We start from the raw sequence: 16,079 nt of genomic DNA, 5'->3' as shown, positions 1-16,079 counted from the left end.
GGCCGATGTCGCAAATCCAAGATTCCAGACGATGAATGTCTGGATCAACGACCCAGACGATGAATGTCTGGACTGTAAGCCCGACATTTATCGTTCCCCGTGCTGGCCGTCAGCGCCAGTAGGTGGCCACTTCGTATTGCGTATAGCTTACTCAGTAGCCAGCCGCATTCCTCCTTAGCAGGCGCCACCTGTATGTCCGCTTTGAATTGAACCCTGCAGTCTTTATCGCCTTCCGGCAAATGGAGGAGCCGCCGGGTGAACAGCAATAAAGCCTGATAGTGAGACCGGTGATAGCCCATTCCTTTTTGGCGGCGGACGAAGGCTTCAAAGCTGTCCAAAAACGCAAAAAGCGCATCGTATTCTTCCTGTTCATAGTAAGTACGGAGCAGCATCGCCCGGGCATTGAGCCAAATGGGCATGGGTTAAGCATTCTTCGAAAGCAGTTGGTACGTGGAATGGATTTTCGTAAGTTTGGTACCGAATCAAAAACCTCAATTACTATGCAAACCCGAAAACTGATTTTCCCGCTTATTTTCCTGGCGGCTGGCCTTCTAACTTCCTGCGGTGGCAGCGAAAATACTTCCGCAACTACAGAATCAACGGAGACCTCCTCCTCTTCTGAAGGCACCTCTTCCGATGACCCGGCAGCTACCATGGAAAAAGCCATGAGCGATGCCATGAAGCAATTAGGCGGCGACGGAGAAACCAAAGAAGTGGTGGACTTCCGAGAGCTAAAAGCCCTTCTGCCTGAGCGCATTGCGGGCATGGACCGGACTTCGCATACCGGGGAGAAAGTGGGGGCTATGGGCTTCAAAATGTCAACGGCACAGGCAGAATATGAAAACGGAGACCAATCTCTGGACGTTTCTGTAGTCGATTTTGCAGGCGTTTCCATGATTTTGGCCAGTACTGCGGCCTGGGCCTCAGTAGAAATTGACAAGGAAACAGAGAGCGGATACGAGCGTACCACAACGATTGACGGCTACAAAGCCTTTGAAGAATACGACAGCAAGCGGAAGGCAGGGCAGATCAGCATCATTGCCGAAGACCGCTATATTATTACAATTGAAGGACGGAATATTGAAGAAGGTGCCCTGCGTGAAGCCCTCGATGCCGTAAGCATCGATAAGCTGAAAGGGCTGGAATAGAGGTGTTATTCGGACTTCGCCGCTTCCACCCGTTCCAGAATGCGGTGGAATTTTAGCAAGTGCTGCGGGTCAGCCTCATTGTAAATACAAAGGATCAACGTACTCCTCTTCCGGCGGTCTTGCGGGAAGAGGATTTTTATGGGGTTATGCACGTAGCCATTGTCTTCAAACATTAGGATTTGCTTGTTGCGCGTTGGCAGGCGGAATAACCTGAGCTCCTCGGCATCTTTAGGCAGGGGCACGTCTTCATACCCTTCTTCCGCCAGAAATTGCCGCACCATCTCATAGGTGCTTTCGAGGCGGGAGCCCCCGAAAACCGTCCGGTACTCGTATCCATCACTCTCGCCGCCCAGGTAATCGCTGCCTGACGGCGGAAAATCATCGCGCAAAGGCATGGTCGTGGCTTCTGATTGAAGTATGTTCATTGCAAAAGTACCGCTCGTAGTTGAAAGTTTCTTCAAAAAAACGAAATTTCTAACAAATTGTGTGGAATTTGTCGAGAAATAAAATTTTATGAACACGAACACCATTTTTCCCCACTTTTTAAACCTCCTCCTCGGTACCTTCTTCATCGCCATTATGGCCAGAGTCGCCATACCTGTCCCGGAAGCCCTTGGAGGCATCCCCATTACCGGTCAGAGCCTGGCTGTACTTTTGGTTGGGCTGTTACTGCCCTTCCCGTGGGGTGGGGGAGCCGTACTGTTCTACCTGCTGCTCGGTGGGGTGGGGCTGCCGGTCTTTGCAGAAGGGGGCAGCGGATGGTCTTCCTTTTCAGGTGGTAGCGGGGGCTTTCTTATCGGCTTTTTTATAGCAGCAATAGGCATGGGATTGTTGCGCCGCCTTGGATGGGGGCAGCATTTGGGCTACAGCCTTCTGGCTAATGGGCTGGGTACTGCCGTTATTGTGGGAAGCGGGTTGCTATGGCTGGCGCACCTGTATGGCTGGGGCAAGGCGCTGGAATACGGCTTTTATCCATTCTGGCCGGGCGCTATCGTGAAGATACTGCTGGGCGGCTTTATCGCCTGGAGTATGTTGCGGAATCGCAATGCCGTTTAGGCCAGGCATGAACCACATCGCCGCTCATTTGTCGATAATAAAAGGAATGAGCTATGAAATGGAAACCCCTGACTGTTGCATTGTGCTGCCTGATGTCGCTTTGCCTTTCCGCGCAGACTTTTTCGCTCAAAGGTACTATACAAGACTCGAAAACAGAGGAAGGCATCCCTTTCGCTAACCTGCTTCTCCTTACGGAAAAGACCGGCACTGCAGCTGATGCAGACGGGCATTTTCAGCTTTCCGTCGGGAAATGGCCCGCCCGGATTCGTATTTCTGCAATCGGCTACCTTACAGATACAGTGGTGGTGGAACAGGCAGATGCGCTTCAGATTACTCTTCAACCCGTACCCGCTGATCTACCCCTGGTAGAAGTTCTTGCACAGAAAAAACTCCGGCAGCTTAGCCCGGAAGACCGCCTGCCCTTTGCCTTTGCCATTTGGGATGATTACCTCTTCACCCTTAGCCGGAAACGTACGGGGAGCAATGCCTGGATTGAGGTCCGCTCCCCGGACGGGATCTTGCTCTTTGAGCAGCAACTCGATCTGCGCCGGGTCATGGATATTGAGGTCAATTGCCGCAACCGCCTCTACCTGCTGGCCAACTACCGCTACATCAACCTGGGGTATACCCGCGCGCAAATTGTACCCATGGAAACCATGAAGTACACAGATTATATCGGGGCTTACCGCGACTGCCAGTGCAGTACCGAGGAGGCGATGTACTATGAGAATGTGGCTTATCAGGGCCTGCTCAAGCGGTACTTGCGTGCCAGCCTGACCAATGGCGCGCTCGATAACTTCCGGCAAGTCCTTTATGCGGAGCAGCTGGACAATTACATGGCAGACCTCGGCCTGATTATGGAGGGCCAGTCGATCTCGAATACAGGTGATGTGTCCAGAGCGGAAAACGATTACATCCGTACCCGCCAAACAGACGCAGATTTCCTACAGCGGGTGTTTTACAAGAACCCTCAGGACAACTTCCTCTTTCTGGCCGGCGGGGAGTTAATCCTGTTCAACCACGATGAACAGCGGATTGAATATTTCGATGCTGATGGCCGGTCAAAACAGGTAATACCAGCCTATTATGTACAACACAAAGATTGGAACGGCCGGGTCATTCAGGATATAAAAACGGAAGCATTCTATGCGCTGCTGCGCGATGAGTCCGGCTATCTGCTGGCGCTCATTGACCTGAGCACGGGGCAAATAGGGGAGCCGGTGCCCCTTAATATCCTGTATTACGATGAAATAGCTATTTACAACAGCACGGCGTTCGTACTGGGTACGCCTACTGCTCATGCCTTTTCTGACGTTAAACGTCTGTATACCAAACCACTTTGGTAGCCTTCTAGTAAAACCGCACCCCAAATTCCAGCCCCAATTGCATATACCCGAGCTCAAAGGCATTGGGCCCGGTTAGTGACTCTGATTCACCGGTGAGTTGCTGGAATTGAATGCGGGGCCCTGCGAAAAAGGTCGTTCCGCTCAGGTTCATTTCCACACCTGCGCTGCCCAGTATGCTGAACTGCAGACGGTCGAAATCCACTAAAGAAATGGGCGCACTATCGCGCTCTACACCTCCATTGTCTGGTAGCTCATGACGAGACCGGTTTACAGATTGAATGTGGATTCGGGGAGCGATACCACCGGACAAGTAAAAACGGACCTGCTCACCGGGTGAAAGGTAGGTTAGCCTGAAGGGCACTTCTACAAAGCGATGCACGGTATTCTGGGTTACTGTACCAATATTTGGTGCTGGGATATCCGGATTGAAGCCACCTTGCCCGTCATGTTGATTGCCCCATCGAAGGTCGTCACCGTCAAACTTGAACCGGCGCCCGATCTCGGTATAAGCCAACCCGGACTGCAGCCGGAAATTCTGCCCCAACTGATAGCCCACCTGCATACCGGCGTGTTTGGAAAACCTCGGCCCGAAATCGTCAATAACCGGATCCTGTTCCCAGGATGCATGTGGGAATAGCTCCAGACCGAAAGAAAAACGGCTTTGTGCAGTTCCGGAAAAGCTAAAAAACAGGATACAAACAACAGGAAGGAAGGTTACAGGTCTCATATCTAGGGTATTTGATTCACTTTCAGAACCCGGCGTTTAAGACTAACGCTGCATTCAAATAAATATTTTTTGCTGTTCCACCTGTTAAAGTGGGGTGTTCTTCCAATTCATTGAGCAGATATGCGTCATAGATTTAACAAATCATAAAATCTATGCCCGCTCCGGTTACTTCGCGCAAATTTTTGCTCCTCATCCTTTTTTCAGCCACTGTTGTGCTTCATTCCCAAGCTCAGGATACCCTTCAAACGGATAGCCTGCTGCTCCATGAGCGCTATAGTTCCGTCTACAGAAAGACTGCAGAGGTTATTCCCTTGCCCTATGGTATGGAAACCAATGAAGCAATCAGCCCGCTACCAGTTGCCCATTTACAGGCGGAGGATTTTAATCAGGGCAACATACAGGATCCCATGCATTTACTGCAGGGCAGGATCGCCGGCCTCACCATTGCCCGCGCCGGCAATGACCCTAACCAGCCATTCGATGTGCGCCTGCGGGGTATTGCTGCCCTCAACGGACCCCGCTCACCGCTGATCGTCGTGGACGGTTTTCCGGCTGCGGACCTGCTCACTATTGACCCTCAGGATATTGCCTCGGTGACTGTGCTGCGGGGCAGCGCTGCCACAGCTATCTATGGGCTTAGAGGCCTGCCGGGCGTAATTCAGATTGAAACCAGGCAAGGGGAAGCTGGCAAACCGGTCATCCGCTATCAAGGCTCAGTCAGTACAGAGCTGCTGTCGCGGCAGGCAGAAATGGCAGACGTACCGACCTTCCTGGAGCTGGGAGGAGAAAACTTGGGTCATCGCACTGATTGGGTGGATGAAATCACACGTACCGGCCTGGCCCACATACACAGCTTGTCCTTATCGGGTGGAAATGGCGGCACCTCCTACCGGGCCTCGGGGCACTACCGCAATGCATCGGGCATACTGCGGGGCTCCGGCTTTCAGCGCTTTAACGGGCGGGCCAGTATACAGCAAACGGCTTTGGATGACCGGCTAAAGGTCTCGGCTACCGTAAATACGGCCAGTCAGGACAGCGATTTGGGCTTTCCGGAAGCGTTCCGGTATGCGCACATTTTTAACCCTACTGCACCGGTATTTGATCCGGCAGCGGTAGATTATGGTGGGTATTTCGAAACAGGGAAAGTGGAGGTCTTCAATCCGCTTTCTATAACAGAACAAGCTGTTCGTGAAGCAGAGCAGACGGTATGGGCCACCAACCTACATGCTGAGTTTGAGGTGGCAAGGGGACTAAGCCTGTCTGGTCGATATGCCGTGCAGCAATCGAATCGGACATTAGGAGAGGCCTATCAGAAAACAGCCTGGTACCGTGGATTTTTCGAGAATGGATTTGCGGCAAAGTCGACACAGTCCCAACGCAGTGCCCTTACAGAAGCATTGCTGAGGTATGAACGTCGGGTGTGGCAAGGTAGCGGTCTGCAAATAATTGCCGGGTACTCCCGGCAATATCTGCGGGGTGATGGTATTTTAATTGAGGGAGGAGATTTCGCAGAAGATGAAGTCGATTACAATAACCTGTCCGAATCGATAGATTTCTTTCAGGGGCTGGGTGAGGTCCGGTCCTTTGCTGGTGAGACTGCCCTGGAAGCGGGGTTCGCTATGGTGCACCTTACAGTTAAAAAGCCACTGGCTATATATGGAGCTTTGCGCTATGAGCGGTTACCATTGTTCGACCGGGAAAACGATTGGAATGCTTTTCCTTCCGTAGGAGCGTCTTACAACTTCGAAGGCCTGTTTTGGAAATCAAAGAATATAGATGCCCTGAGCTTGCGTGCAAGCTATGGTCTGACAGGAGGAACGCCCTCTGGCACACCTTTAATAACAGTGCCGAATGGGGGGTATAGTGTTGCTCCAAGTCCCTTACGCCCGGAGCGGGGCGAGACTTTCGACCTGGGGATGCATTTTAGTGTATACAGGCGCAGACTGGTGGGCAGTATCAATGCTTATCGTTCAGTCACGAGCAACTTTCTGGATTTTGTATATGCCAACGCTCCGGTGCTTTCGGGGCGTGGCAACTTATGGGAGCGCGATGCCCGGTTTGTCACTCAGGGTACCGAGGTGACACTCGAGTGGGAGGCTAAACAAAGTGGGGCAATTAGATGGCAGATGGCGGTCGTGGCAGCTACTGGTCGTACCAAGTTGGAAAACGGGCTCAACCGGGCTACCAAGGCTGGTTATTTGGGCCCGCCATTGACGTTTGGTCTTTCTTATCAAGAGCCTATACGCTTCCAAAGTGGAGCGTTGATGGGACAGATATGGGGGCCAGTCTACGCAGGCGTGGATGATGATGGTGAATATATATTTGAAGATCAAAATGGGGACGGTTCCTTTATGAATGAAGAGGAAGACTTTGCCGTATTGGGCAATGCCCAGCCCTCGTTTACATTGGGTTTAGGCAATACATTTCAGTGGGGCCGCTTTGATGTCCAGGTATTCTTCAGGGGTGTTTTCGGGCACGACTTGCTCAATGCGACCCGGGCATCTTACGGTAGCGGTGCAGTGACGAACTTGTATAATGTCGCGGTTGGAGAACCTTTTAATCGGTTCCTCAAAGAGCGGCCAATTATCAATAGCCAGCATGTGGAGTCGGCCTCTTTTCTGAGTCTTGACAACCTAACGCTTAGTTACCGGCCCGGCTTGAGACGTGCTGACGGCCGGCTTGAAGATCAGGCCTTACGGGTTTTTCTAAATACTCAGAATCTATTTACCCTAACCCGGTATACCGGTGTTGACCCCGAAGTGCGCTACGGACCACTCCGCAGTACCGGCTTTGGGAGGCATTATAGCGATGAGAATATACTGTCTTGGGGCATCGACTGGCGCAATACTTACCTGCCCGCCCGTACCTTTACGTTTGGGGTGGAATTGACGCTCTAAAAAGGCGTGCCTCACCGGGCGATGATAAACCGCTTAGCCGCACTTTCCCCTTCCGCAGTTTGAAAGGACAGGATATACACGCCCGCCGGATACGGACTGATGTTTACCTGGAGCGGGTTGTTGCCTTGTACAGGCAGTACAAATTGTTCCATGATTTGCCCCGTGGGATGAAGAATAAGGCAGGTGGCAGCCCCGGAACCACCCCAGTCAACGAATAGCTGATCCTGAGCGGGGTTAGGAAAGACCTTAAGTCGCATAGCTTTAGGTGCAGTGGACGTGCTGACTACAAAATCAGCACAAGTGCCATCATTCCCTGAATTGGCATCGGTCTTGTCGTCGGGGTGTGAGGTCCAGAAGCAAACGGGCTCCAGGTCTCCCGCATTGCCCTCGGTGTGGATCCAGAAATTGCTCAGCGTCACCTGTAAAGTGTCTCCGGGGAGAAGGTCCTGCCCTTCGAAATCATAGGCAAAGCGTGCGGGACGATTACCGGACCGAATTTTGAACCGGCTGACAGCTTCGTCACCGAAGTTTTGTACCTGGACTACAACCGAGTCAAAGTAAGTCCGGCTAAACCCTGGAAAAGCCGGATCGCCCTGCGTGTAAAGCACCGCTCCCAATTGGTACCCAACGATGCCCAGGTCCCGGTCGAGCCCAAAGTCTTCGCCTTCAAAGGTGTAGGAGGTGGAGAAAAAGGCTTCTGTGCCTCCCGTTGGCATATCGGAGCCAAATGTTTCCAGCCCGGCAAGCCCCAGGTATTCAGCCCCCACATCCACGCGCCAAAAGTCACTATCCTCATTCAGAGAGAAGCTGCCCTGCAATTGAAGGCTGTCATTGAAAATATAGGCTTGCTGGCTTTGCGTAAGCACGGCTACCTTGCCGTGTCCGGTTGAGAAATCCAAAATAGAGTCGGCTGTGAAATCAGCGGCCTGCAGGATTTCAAAATCAGGTGAAAGGGCAAAAAGAGAATCGTGCCGGTAGCCGATGATGCCGTTGTATTGATTGGGCTCGATGCGGCTGAAATGCCACTGCGGAAAGTGAGCGGTTGGAACTCCCTGTGCGGAAATCGTGTACAAGCCAGTAGGCCCGGTATAAATCAAGCGCCCATCCGAGGTGATCGTTTGATCCTGCACCTGGAATTCAAAGTAGGATTCCCATAAGGGCTGACAGGATTCCACAAAAAACGAACCACTGTTCGCATAATTGAAGCCGAAGTGAGCCTCTGTCCCAAGCAGGGCTATTTCACCGGTTGGGAAAACATCTCCTTTAGGACCGGTTAGATTATGAGAAAGATTGTGGTCACAGCGTGGTACAGAATCTTCCCATAAAGTATTGTAATGTTGGAAATACCTTACAAAAGTCACCCAACCCTGACTATCCATCCAAGCTGTGATGTGAGGGATAACGAAAGTGGAGTCTGGCAGTTCGATAATATCTGAAATATCAAGAGTACTACTACCGTTTCCGTTGCTCTCGTGTACAGCCAGAAAGAATACCTCTGGCTCTTCTGCATTTCCTACTACCAGTTTTGGACTATTAAACCCGTAGGTGGAATTAAGCAAGTGCTCCCCCCGCTGAGACACCACAAAGGTCTTAATGCTATCCGGGAATAGCTCATCGAGCGCCCATTCGACCTGAGCATTGGCTGAGGAGGCGCCAAGTGAAATGATAATGCACAGTATTAATGGCTTCATAAGATTTACCTTTGCTTTTTAAAGTAAGCCATTGTTTTCAAAATCGCTACACGAGAGTCAAGGTATGTCAGATAAGAGACCCACTATTTTTGAGCGGTTAGGTTGTTTCAACATAAAGTAAGTCTATGTAGGATGGAGCTAAATGATTGAAGTCTTTATCCATAGTGACAAGTTGCAAATCGAAAGCACTTGCTGTCGCAGCTATCCACAAATCATTTTTACCCATGTTTCTGGAGGAAAACTTAGCAGTGGGGGGTTGATCTTACCCTGGCTGTAGGCGTCAATCTCGGCGTATTTTTGAATGATCTTATCGAAGTTGATCCCGAAAATGGTTAAACGGTTCATCAGGTACTGAATTCTTCTTTTTCTTCCTTCTCCAAGGCCCACTAAAGAATAGCAGCTTCAATTTCTCCTTTAGAGACTACGGATAACGCAATTCGGTTTTGACCGTCAAAGATTTTATAATTAGCTTCGAGTCGGCGGGTTATTTTATCACTCCGGCTGTAGGTCAGGATGATGTTGAAGTCCAATAAATAGTCCATATTTCCTAGTCGAGTTGATCTAGCATTTCTTCTAGAGAGACTTCCCAAGGTTCGCTATCGGCAACAATTTCCTGTAATTCCTGGAAGTTGATCGATTTGTTACCCTGTTCTTCAAACACCTGGTCTTTAGTTACACCCATTCTGACTTGGACTTGACCCTTCAAAAACGGATCCTCTGTTTCATTGCTTTCGGGCGACTTTTCTTGCATAGAGACAGCCGTCTGATAAATCGACCATAAATGATCTATATCAGATATCTTGGTAACCAGCTTTATCAAGTCTAGCTTAATATCATTGATTTGCCCCATTGTGAAACTTTTGGTAAAATAGCATTTAACAAGATAACAAAATATGGTTACTTCTGGTTCCTGTTTGTCTACGCCTTTAGTTCATCACCTATCTTAACCTTGTAAATATGAATACATCTCGCTCCTTTTTCTTAATCCTTCTTTTTTTCGCAGTTGCTGTAACAAGTCCCGCCCAACCCGTCCCCCTAACCTTCCGGGTAGACATGAGCCAGGAAACCCTGTCGCCCAATGGCGTGCACGTTGCCGGCAACTTTCAGGCCGCTGCAGGGTACGGCGGCGACTGGATGCCTGGCGCTTCTCCTCTGGCAGACCCGGATGGAGACCAGGTGTATGAACTGACCGTAGAGGTGCCCCCCGGCACTTACCTGTACAAATTTGTCAATGGCAGCAGCTGGAATGAAAAACCGGAGCTGCCTTCCGCAGATTGCGCGATTGGCGATGGTGGCGGCAACTTCAACCGGCAGGTGACAGTAGGAGAGGCCGGGCTAAGTCTTCCGGCATTAACTTTCGACTCCTGCAATGCCACGCTGCGCCTCGCCGTCAATATGGAAATGGAAACGGTTGCTCCCGAAGGCGTCTTCGTGATGGGCGATTTCCAGGAAGCAGCTGGGCTGCCGGCGAACTGGGCCCCCACTGCTATCCCCTTACAGGATGAGGACGGGGACGGCGTATTCGAAACCCGTTTGAGCGTACCTCCCGGTGACTATCAGTATGTATTTCTCAATGGCAGCACCGTGGAGACACCTCCTTTGGATTGTACGGTGGAAGGACCGGATGGGCAGCGGGTACGTACGGTACAGGCGGAGGCTGGTGGCATCGGGCCTTTGGTGTATTGCTTCAACAGCTGCACCCTCTGTGACCCGGCTTTCTCCCTTGACTTCGAGACACACTGGTGGAACGATGCCGTCTTCTACGAAATCTTCGTCCGCAGTTTTTACGATAGCGACGGAGATGGCATAGGCGATTTTCAGGGCATTATTGAGAAACTCGACTACCTAAATGATGGCGACCCGGATACTGATTCCGACCTGGGCATTACCGGCATATGGCTGATGCCGATGATGGAATCGCCTTCCTACCACGGCTATGACGTCACAGACTACTACGCTACCGAGCCGGACTACGGCACTATGGAGGACTTCGAAGCCCTGCTGGAAGCTGCCCACGACCGGGGCATCAAAATCATCATCGACTTTGTGATGAACCATACCTCCGATCAGCACCCCTGGTTTCAGCAATCGGTCAACAGCCTGGGCGGCTACCGGGACTGGTACGTGTGGTCGGACTCAAATCCCGGCTTTATCGGCCCGTGGGGACAGACGGTCTGGCACCCGCGCAACGGCGATTACTACTATGGCCTGTTTTGGGGCGGCATGCCAGACCTCAACTACAGCCACCCCCCGGTGAAAGAGGAAATCTTTGACATCGCTGAGTTCTGGCTCAACAAAGGCGTGGATGGCTTCCGCCTGGATGCCATCAAGTACCTCGATGAGGATGGGACAATTTTGGAGAATACACCTGAAACCTTCGAGCTGCTGGAGGATTTCAGAACGTTGTACAAAAACGCAAATGCGGACGCCGTAACGGTAGGAGAGGTGTGGTCTAATACCGCTTCCATTCTTCCTTACGTCACGGAGGAGCGGCTGGATCTTTGTTTCGATTTCGACCTGGCTTACGGGATTATTGCGGGGGTCAACGGGGGTACAGCTTCGCCCATCCGACAGCAACTGGCGGTTATTCAAGAGGGGTACCCGAAGCTTCAGTACGCTACTTTTCTGACCAACCACGATATCGACCGCATCTACAGTCAGTTTGAGGCACTGGACTACAAAATGAAGCAGGCGGCATTTATTTATTTGACGCTGCCTGGCGTTCCCTTTATCTATTATGGAGAAGAAGTAGGCATGTTGGGCACCGGTGCCCATGAGAACATCCGCCGCCCTATGCAATGGACAGGAGGCGCCCATGCCGGGTTCACCAACGGAAACCCGTGGATCGGAGTGGGAGGGGGCTACACGGCCAATAACGTAGCGAATATGGAGAATAACCCTTCTTCCCTGCTCAGTACCTACCGGGAACTTGTGCACCTGCGCAATGAAGAAGAAGCCCTGCGCCGCGGCTACCTGCTGGATGTACAGTCCAGCTCAGAAGAAATTCTAAGTTATGCCCGCATTCTGGAAGAGGAGGCCCTGGTGATGGTCGCTAATATGGACTTCAATAGCTTTTTCAACACCACCTTCAATCTTCCGGTTTCTTCTCTGCCCGCCGGGGAATATCGTATTACAGAAATCCGGTCGGATACAGACATGGGTACGCTCACTGTAAACGCCACCGGGGGCATAGAAAACTGGGTGATAAGCAATGCGGTCCTTGATGCCTTGGAAACCTGGATATTCCGATTGTCGCTGGAAACGCCATCGGGTACGGCATCGATGCCCACTCCAGTTATGGATGCTAAGGTCTTTCCTAACCCGGCGGCTGAAAGGGCTACGGTCAGGTTGGACGGAAACCTGGGAACTGGACCGGTACATTTATCCCTGTTGCGGTCTAACGGGCAAGTTTTGGAAACGGCAACGTTTTCAGGAGCTTCGTACAGCCTGGACCTCAGCAGTTATCCTGCAGGCTTGTACTTCGTCCGGCTGCAGCGGGAAGGGCATACACAGGTATTGAAACTGATGGTCAGCCGCCCCTGATGTATGCCTGCGAGGCAGATTTGAGGTTGGCCAATGCGGCAAAGCCAATCGGATAGAGTATATTCGCCCAAAATTTCGCCCAAATCTGCCTATGGACAGCCCGCTTTATATCATTCGTGATCGCGGCCGTTATGGTTTCATCGACCGTATCGGGGATGTGGTTATTGAGCCGCAATATCTGGAGGTGGAGGATTTCTATAATGGCTTCGCCCGTGTCCGGTTTAACGACAAGCTGGTGCATATGGATGAGATGGGGCGCCTGCTGCTCAAGCATTGGTTCCGATTCATTGGCTTTTTTGAAGAAGGGCTGGCCCGGGTGCAATTGGTGCGCCGCTGGGGTTATATCAACCGGCGTGGCGATTTGGAAATTCCCCTTCGGTTTGATGCTGCCGGCGATTTTTCAGAAGGGCTGGCAGCAGTCGCAAGGGGCATTTATTTTGGGTTCATAGGCCCGGATGGAGAATGGGCCATTCAGCCAGAGTTTGATGCTGCTGGCCCTTTCAGTGAAGGGCTTGCTGCTGTACAAATTGGAGAAAAGTGGGGCTACATTGATAAGTCTGGCACCCTTGCGATCACCCCTCAGTACGATAGAGCAGAGGCGTTCCGTGATGGGGTTGCAGCCGTATGGGAAGGGAAGCAGTGGGGACTGATAGACACGGCAGGGCAGCTGCTTTTGGAACCGCAGTTTGATGCGCCGGAGGGTGGCCTGGCTGGTGAGTTTTTCAATGGAATGGCAACGGTCGTACAAGACGAAAAGTATGGCTTTATAAATACAGAAGGCACGCTAATGGTTCCTACCCGTTACACTTTTGCCGGTGACTTTGGGGATGACCGGGCACCGGTGGAACTGCACGGGCGGTATGGATATATTGATACGGCAGGCCATCTGGTGATTAAGGCCGGCTTTCAGGATGCCGGGGTTTTCTCTAACGGGCTGGCGCAGGTGAAGAACAAAGGCCATTGGGGCTACATCGGCACAGATGGCGTCTGGCGCATCCCACCCCGCTATCAGGCTGCATTGCCTTTTCGGGCCGGACTGGCACAGGTGGTTTATCAAAACCGCTGGCAATACCTTAACGAGCAGGGAGAAGTCATCTGGACAGAGCGTTAAACCTTAGCGATCACCGTTTTATTTCCCTTTACTTTATCACCGATATTGACCTTCACTTCCGCATCAAGCGGCAGGAAGAGGTCTACTCTTGACCCAAACTTGATGAAGCCCATTTCACTGCCCTGCGTAATGCGGTCGCCCATGCTAAGGTAATTGCGGATACGCTTCGCCATCGCCCCGGCGATTTGCCGTAGCAGGACTTCCGTTTGCCCATTCTTAATGACTACTGTGGTCCGCTCGTTTTCAGTGGAGGACTTGGGGTGCCACGCGACGAGATACTTGCCCGGGTGGTGTTTCAAATACCGAACTTCTCCACCTAGGGGATTGCGATTGACGTGTACATTGAGTGGCGACATAAAGATGGAAACCTGCAGGCGTTTGGCGTTGAAGTACTCGGTCTCTTCAGCCTCCTCAATGACCACCACCTGCCCGTCAGCGGGAGCGTAGACCAGCGTATCATCTGCCTTGGGGATCGTTCTTTTCGGATTGCGAAAAAACTGTAGAACCAAGGCAAAAAAGATAAGGGATGCGGCTGTAGCCAGCCATAAAAAACCAGGCCAGGCCAGGTAAGTGACGATATTAAGGACAGCTAAGGCGAGGCCTAAAATGATGAGCATGCGATGCCCTTCGCGGTGTATGATTGCCATGAGGTATGTTGGTTAATTTTGCTCCAAATTTAGATGGAAGATCTGATATCCTAAGCACATGGGACAGAATAATGTTCTATCGGATCCATAAGAGATAGGCTGTTGCAAAGGGTAACAGGAATATGAATGCATCAAAACGATCCAGCAGCCCGCCATGACCAGGCAGCAGCCCTCCAGAGTCTTTTATCTGTACACTTCGCTTGAGCATAGACTCCACCAAATCGCCCAGTGAGCCAAAAATCACAACGATGGCGGCCAGTACCAGCCAGTCGCGCAGTTCCAGCTCCTGGAAAGTGTAGCACAAGACAATCGCGAAGATCAATGTCAGCGCCATCCCTCCGGCTGAGCCCTCCCAGGTCTTTTTGGGAGAAATGCGCGGGAACAGGGGCGTTTTTCCCAGCCTAGAGCCTACAAAGTAAGCGCCGGAGTCATTCACCCAGTTCATTACTAAGAGGGCAAAAACCAAATTTGGATAATACAGGCCTCCGTCAAAAGCTACAAAAAGCAGCAGCGCGAAGGGGACGCCGATGTAAACCATACCCAGCATTACGAAGGCTACATTTTCAAAAGGGCGCTCCGATTTGGTATACAGCTCATAGATGAAGACCGAAAAGGTGAATGGAAAAAACAAAAGGGAGGAAATGGCGATAAAAGCTTCCCGGTTCGGTACCAGTTGCAGCTGCACGATGGTGCTCATAAAAAAAGGCACGAGCCCAAGCCCCAGTGCCAGCATGCGCCGTATCATATCCCGGCGGTGCTGCTTGGTGAGCACGAGCCCAAAGAACTCCCACAGCGCCCCTCCGGTAATAATGGCGAACAGGGCCACGAAGCTCACCGGGCCTCCATAGATGCAGCCTGTTACGACGAGGACGAAAATAATACCGGTAATGGCGCGTTGGATCAGACCATTCATGTTTTGGTATATCAGTTAGGGCTGCAGGGGCGTTTCTTCAGCCTCCGTTGGTTTTACTTTTGTTAAATAATGCTGGTAAAGATAGTAACTCAATCCCGCAATTAGTAATACGGACAGGCCGGTCGCCCACCAGTTGACGTCCTCAGTAGTTGATTCCGCCAAGGCATTTTTCTGGATGTACTGGCCTGCAATCTGCATGCCGTTGATAAAGAAGTGCGCCAGAATAGGTACCCAGAGGCTTCTGGACCAAAGGTACAAATAGCCCAGCCCTGCTCCCAGAAATAACCGTGGGAAAAAACCGGCAAACTGAAGGTGAAAAGCGCTGAAAATAAAGGCTGCCATCCAGACGGCCAATACGGGGTTCTGCCCCATTCGCTCCAATTGCTGCTGTATGATACCTCTGAACAATAACTCTTCTCCAATTGCCGGGAGAACGGCTACGACGAAAAGCGTGAGCAGGAATTCGCCCGTAGAGTTCATGACCAATATACCTTTGATCATTTCTGCTGCATCGCCCTCCATATTGTTGGCCCAGTCCGGCAAGGGCAGCTGCATATTGAGCCAGTACAGAAACTGAGAGAAAATAAAGATGCCAAAAATAAAGGCCACCGCGGCAGAAAGTATATTTACAGAAGCTCCCCGGTCCAGCCTTAAATAATTTAAGGCCCGTTGGCGGTAAACCAGATAAGCCGTTAGCGCGGATGAAACCGTGAACACGAAAAGCTGAGAAAAGAGATTGACCACCCGTACGAGGTTGCGTTCTTCCACCGGGCTTTGTTCATTAAAACCAGTAATTACGGTGTTGAGCTCCAGTCCCTGCAGTTGTGCGGCCAGGTATCCGAGCCCGCTGCCAATTCCAGCTCCCACCATCATAAAAAGGATAAGGAGCAGCAATACGCCAAGAGGCGGTAAATTTTCTGTATCCATAAGTTGGTCTCTATTCCGGTCGAAGTTAGGAAAATTGTGATAACCCAGGGGCAGGTATCCGAAACTGCAGGGT

The 16,079-nt window shown here is 51.4% G+C and carries 15 protein-coding genes; 6 read left to right on the top strand and 9 right to left on the bottom strand.

From position 1 onward, the window contains the following. Positions 1 to 44: 44 nt before the first annotated feature. Positions 45 to 419, bottom strand: coding sequence for a hypothetical protein (locus MRY86_RS23970; RefSeq protein WP_293569962.1), 375 nt, complete (start codon positions 417 to 419; stop codon positions 45 to 47). Positions 420 to 500: 81 nt separating this feature from the next. Here MRY86_RS23970 and MRY86_RS23965 point away from each other — a divergent pair, with 81 nt between their 5' ends. Continuing rightward, entirely contained in the window at positions 501 to 1,148 is a 648-nt protein-coding gene (locus tag MRY86_RS23965; protein WP_293571978.1) for a hypothetical protein, read from the top strand. A gap of 5 nt (positions 1,149 to 1,153) precedes the next feature. Here MRY86_RS23965 and MRY86_RS23960 read toward each other — a convergent pair whose 3' ends face one another. Next, a complete protein-coding gene (locus tag MRY86_RS23960; protein WP_293569966.1) occupies positions 1,154 to 1,609 on the bottom strand; it encodes a hypothetical protein in 456 nt (151 codons plus the stop codon). 52 nt (positions 1,610 to 1,661) lie between these two features. Between MRY86_RS23960 and MRY86_RS23955 the strand changes: the two genes are divergently transcribed. Both MRY86_RS23955 and MRY86_RS23950 read left to right on the top strand, forming a co-directional pair. Continuing rightward, entirely contained in the window at positions 1,662 to 2,204 is a 543-nt protein-coding gene (locus tag MRY86_RS23955; protein ID WP_293569968.1) for a biotin transporter BioY, read from the top strand. A 53-nt stretch (positions 2,205 to 2,257) separates the two neighbouring features. Then, a complete protein-coding gene (locus MRY86_RS23950; protein ID WP_293569970.1) occupies positions 2,258 to 3,550 on the top strand; it encodes a carboxypeptidase-like regulatory domain-containing protein in 1,293 nt (430 codons plus the stop codon). Positions 3,551 to 3,554: 4 nt separating this feature from the next. Here the strand turns inward: MRY86_RS23950 and MRY86_RS23945 are convergent, their stop codons facing one another. After that, a complete protein-coding gene (locus tag MRY86_RS23945; RefSeq protein ID WP_293569972.1) occupies positions 3,555 to 4,277 on the bottom strand; it encodes an outer membrane beta-barrel protein in 723 nt (240 codons plus the stop codon). Positions 4,278 to 4,429: 152 nt separating this feature from the next. Between MRY86_RS23945 and MRY86_RS23940 the strand changes: the two genes are divergently transcribed. Beyond that, positions 4,430 to 7,174 carry a SusC/RagA family TonB-linked outer membrane protein gene (locus MRY86_RS23940; protein WP_293569974.1) on the top strand — a complete coding sequence of 915 codons (2,745 nt, stop codon included), beginning with the start codon at positions 4,430 to 4,432 and terminating at the stop codon, positions 7,172 to 7,174. A gap of 11 nt (positions 7,175 to 7,185) precedes the next feature. Here the strand turns inward: MRY86_RS23940 and MRY86_RS23935 are convergent, their stop codons facing one another. From MRY86_RS23935 to MRY86_RS23925, 3 genes are all read right to left on the bottom strand, one after another. Beyond that, positions 7,186 to 8,865, bottom strand: a complete 1,680-nt coding sequence (locus tag MRY86_RS23935) for a T9SS type A sorting domain-containing protein (RefSeq protein ID WP_293569976.1) — start codon at positions 8,863 to 8,865, stop codon at positions 7,186 to 7,188. A 386-nt stretch (positions 8,866 to 9,251) separates the two neighbouring features. Beyond that, positions 9,252 to 9,407, bottom strand: coding sequence for a hypothetical protein (locus MRY86_RS23930; RefSeq protein ID WP_293569978.1), 156 nt, complete (start codon positions 9,405 to 9,407; stop codon positions 9,252 to 9,254). 5 nt (positions 9,408 to 9,412) lie between these two features. Continuing rightward, positions 9,413 to 9,715, bottom strand: coding sequence for a hypothetical protein (locus MRY86_RS23925; protein WP_044222921.1), 303 nt, complete (start codon positions 9,713 to 9,715; stop codon positions 9,413 to 9,415). A gap of 203 nt (positions 9,716 to 9,918) precedes the next feature. Between MRY86_RS23925 and MRY86_RS23920 the strand changes: the two genes are divergently transcribed. Beyond that, positions 9,919 to 12,408, top strand: coding sequence for an alpha-amylase family glycosyl hydrolase (locus MRY86_RS23920; RefSeq protein ID WP_293569980.1), 2,490 nt, complete (start codon positions 9,919 to 9,921; stop codon positions 12,406 to 12,408). Positions 12,409 to 12,499: 91 nt separating this feature from the next. Then, positions 12,500 to 13,519 carry a WG repeat-containing protein gene (locus MRY86_RS23915; RefSeq protein ID WP_293569981.1) on the top strand — a complete coding sequence of 340 codons (1,020 nt, stop codon included), beginning with the start codon at positions 12,500 to 12,502 and terminating at the stop codon, positions 13,517 to 13,519. Here MRY86_RS23915 and MRY86_RS23910 read toward each other — a convergent pair. The 3 genes from MRY86_RS23910 to MRY86_RS23900 all read right to left on the bottom strand — a co-directional run bounded on the left by MRY86_RS23910 (position 13,516) and on the right by MRY86_RS23900 (position 16,006). Further along, positions 13,516 to 14,166: a phosphatidylserine decarboxylase family protein gene (locus MRY86_RS23910; protein WP_293569982.1), complete on the bottom strand. Its 651-nt coding sequence runs from the start codon at positions 14,164 to 14,166 to the stop codon at positions 13,516 to 13,518. The genes MRY86_RS23915 and MRY86_RS23910 overlap by 4 nt on opposite strands. 76 nt (positions 14,167 to 14,242) lie before the next feature. Beyond that, complete coding sequence (locus MRY86_RS23905; RefSeq protein WP_293569984.1) at positions 14,243 to 15,079, bottom strand: phosphatidate cytidylyltransferase; 837 nt, start codon at positions 15,077 to 15,079, stop codon at positions 14,243 to 14,245. Between the two features lie 15 nt (positions 15,080 to 15,094). After that, positions 15,095 to 16,006 (bottom strand): CPBP family intramembrane glutamic endopeptidase, encoded by a 912-nt coding sequence (locus MRY86_RS23900; protein ID WP_293569986.1) that lies wholly within the window; start codon positions 16,004 to 16,006, stop codon positions 15,095 to 15,097. Positions 16,007 to 16,079: the final 73 nt, after the last annotated feature.

The sequence above is a fragment of the Phaeodactylibacter sp. genome, assembly GCF_022763345.1.
GTDB lineage: Bacteria > Bacteroidota > Bacteroidia > Chitinophagales > Saprospiraceae > Phaeodactylibacter.
This window is presented reverse-complemented; position numbering and strand designations above follow the sequence as displayed.

Bases quoted from the DNA above. Each gene is read 5' to 3' on its own strand.
- MRY86_RS23945 (WP_293569972.1), bottom strand. From the start codon at position 4,277: ATGAGACCTGTAACCTTCCTTCCTGTTGTTTGTATCCTGTTTTTTAGC.
- MRY86_RS23920 (WP_293569980.1), top strand. From the start codon at position 9,919: ATGAGCCAGGAAACCCTGTCGCCCAATGGCGTGCACGTTGCCGGCAAC.
- MRY86_RS23900 (WP_293569986.1), bottom strand. From the start codon at position 16,006: ATGGATACAGAAAATTTACCGCCTCTTGGCGTATTGCTGCTCCTTATC.
- MRY86_RS23940 (WP_293569974.1), top strand. From the start codon at position 4,430: ATGCCCGCTCCGGTTACTTCGCGCAAATTTTTGCTCCTCATCCTTTTT.
- MRY86_RS23950 (WP_293569970.1), top strand. From the start codon at position 2,258: ATGAAATGGAAACCCCTGACTGTTGCATTGTGCTGCCTGATGTCGCTT.
- MRY86_RS23970 (WP_293569962.1), bottom strand. From the start codon at position 419: ATGCCCATTTGGCTCAATGCCCGGGCGATGCTGCTCCGTACTTACTAT.
- MRY86_RS23930 (WP_293569978.1), bottom strand. From the start codon at position 9,407: ATGGACTATTTATTGGACTTCAACATCATCCTGACCTACAGCCGGAGT.
- MRY86_RS23955 (WP_293569968.1), top strand. From the start codon at position 1,662: ATGAACACGAACACCATTTTTCCCCACTTTTTAAACCTCCTCCTCGGT.
- MRY86_RS23910 (WP_293569982.1), bottom strand. From the start codon at position 14,166: ATGGCAATCATACACCGCGAAGGGCATCGCATGCTCATCATTTTAGGC.
- MRY86_RS23925 (WP_044222921.1), bottom strand. From the start codon at position 9,715: ATGGGGCAAATCAATGATATTAAGCTAGACTTGATAAAGCTGGTTACC.
- MRY86_RS23935 (WP_293569976.1), bottom strand. From the start codon at position 8,865: ATGAAGCCATTAATACTGTGCATTATCATTTCACTTGGCGCCTCCTCA.
- MRY86_RS23915 (WP_293569981.1), top strand. From the start codon at position 12,500: ATGGACAGCCCGCTTTATATCATTCGTGATCGCGGCCGTTATGGTTTC.
- MRY86_RS23905 (WP_293569984.1), bottom strand. From the start codon at position 15,079: ATGAATGGTCTGATCCAACGCGCCATTACCGGTATTATTTTCGTCCTC.
- MRY86_RS23965 (WP_293571978.1), top strand. From the start codon at position 501: ATGCAAACCCGAAAACTGATTTTCCCGCTTATTTTCCTGGCGGCTGGC.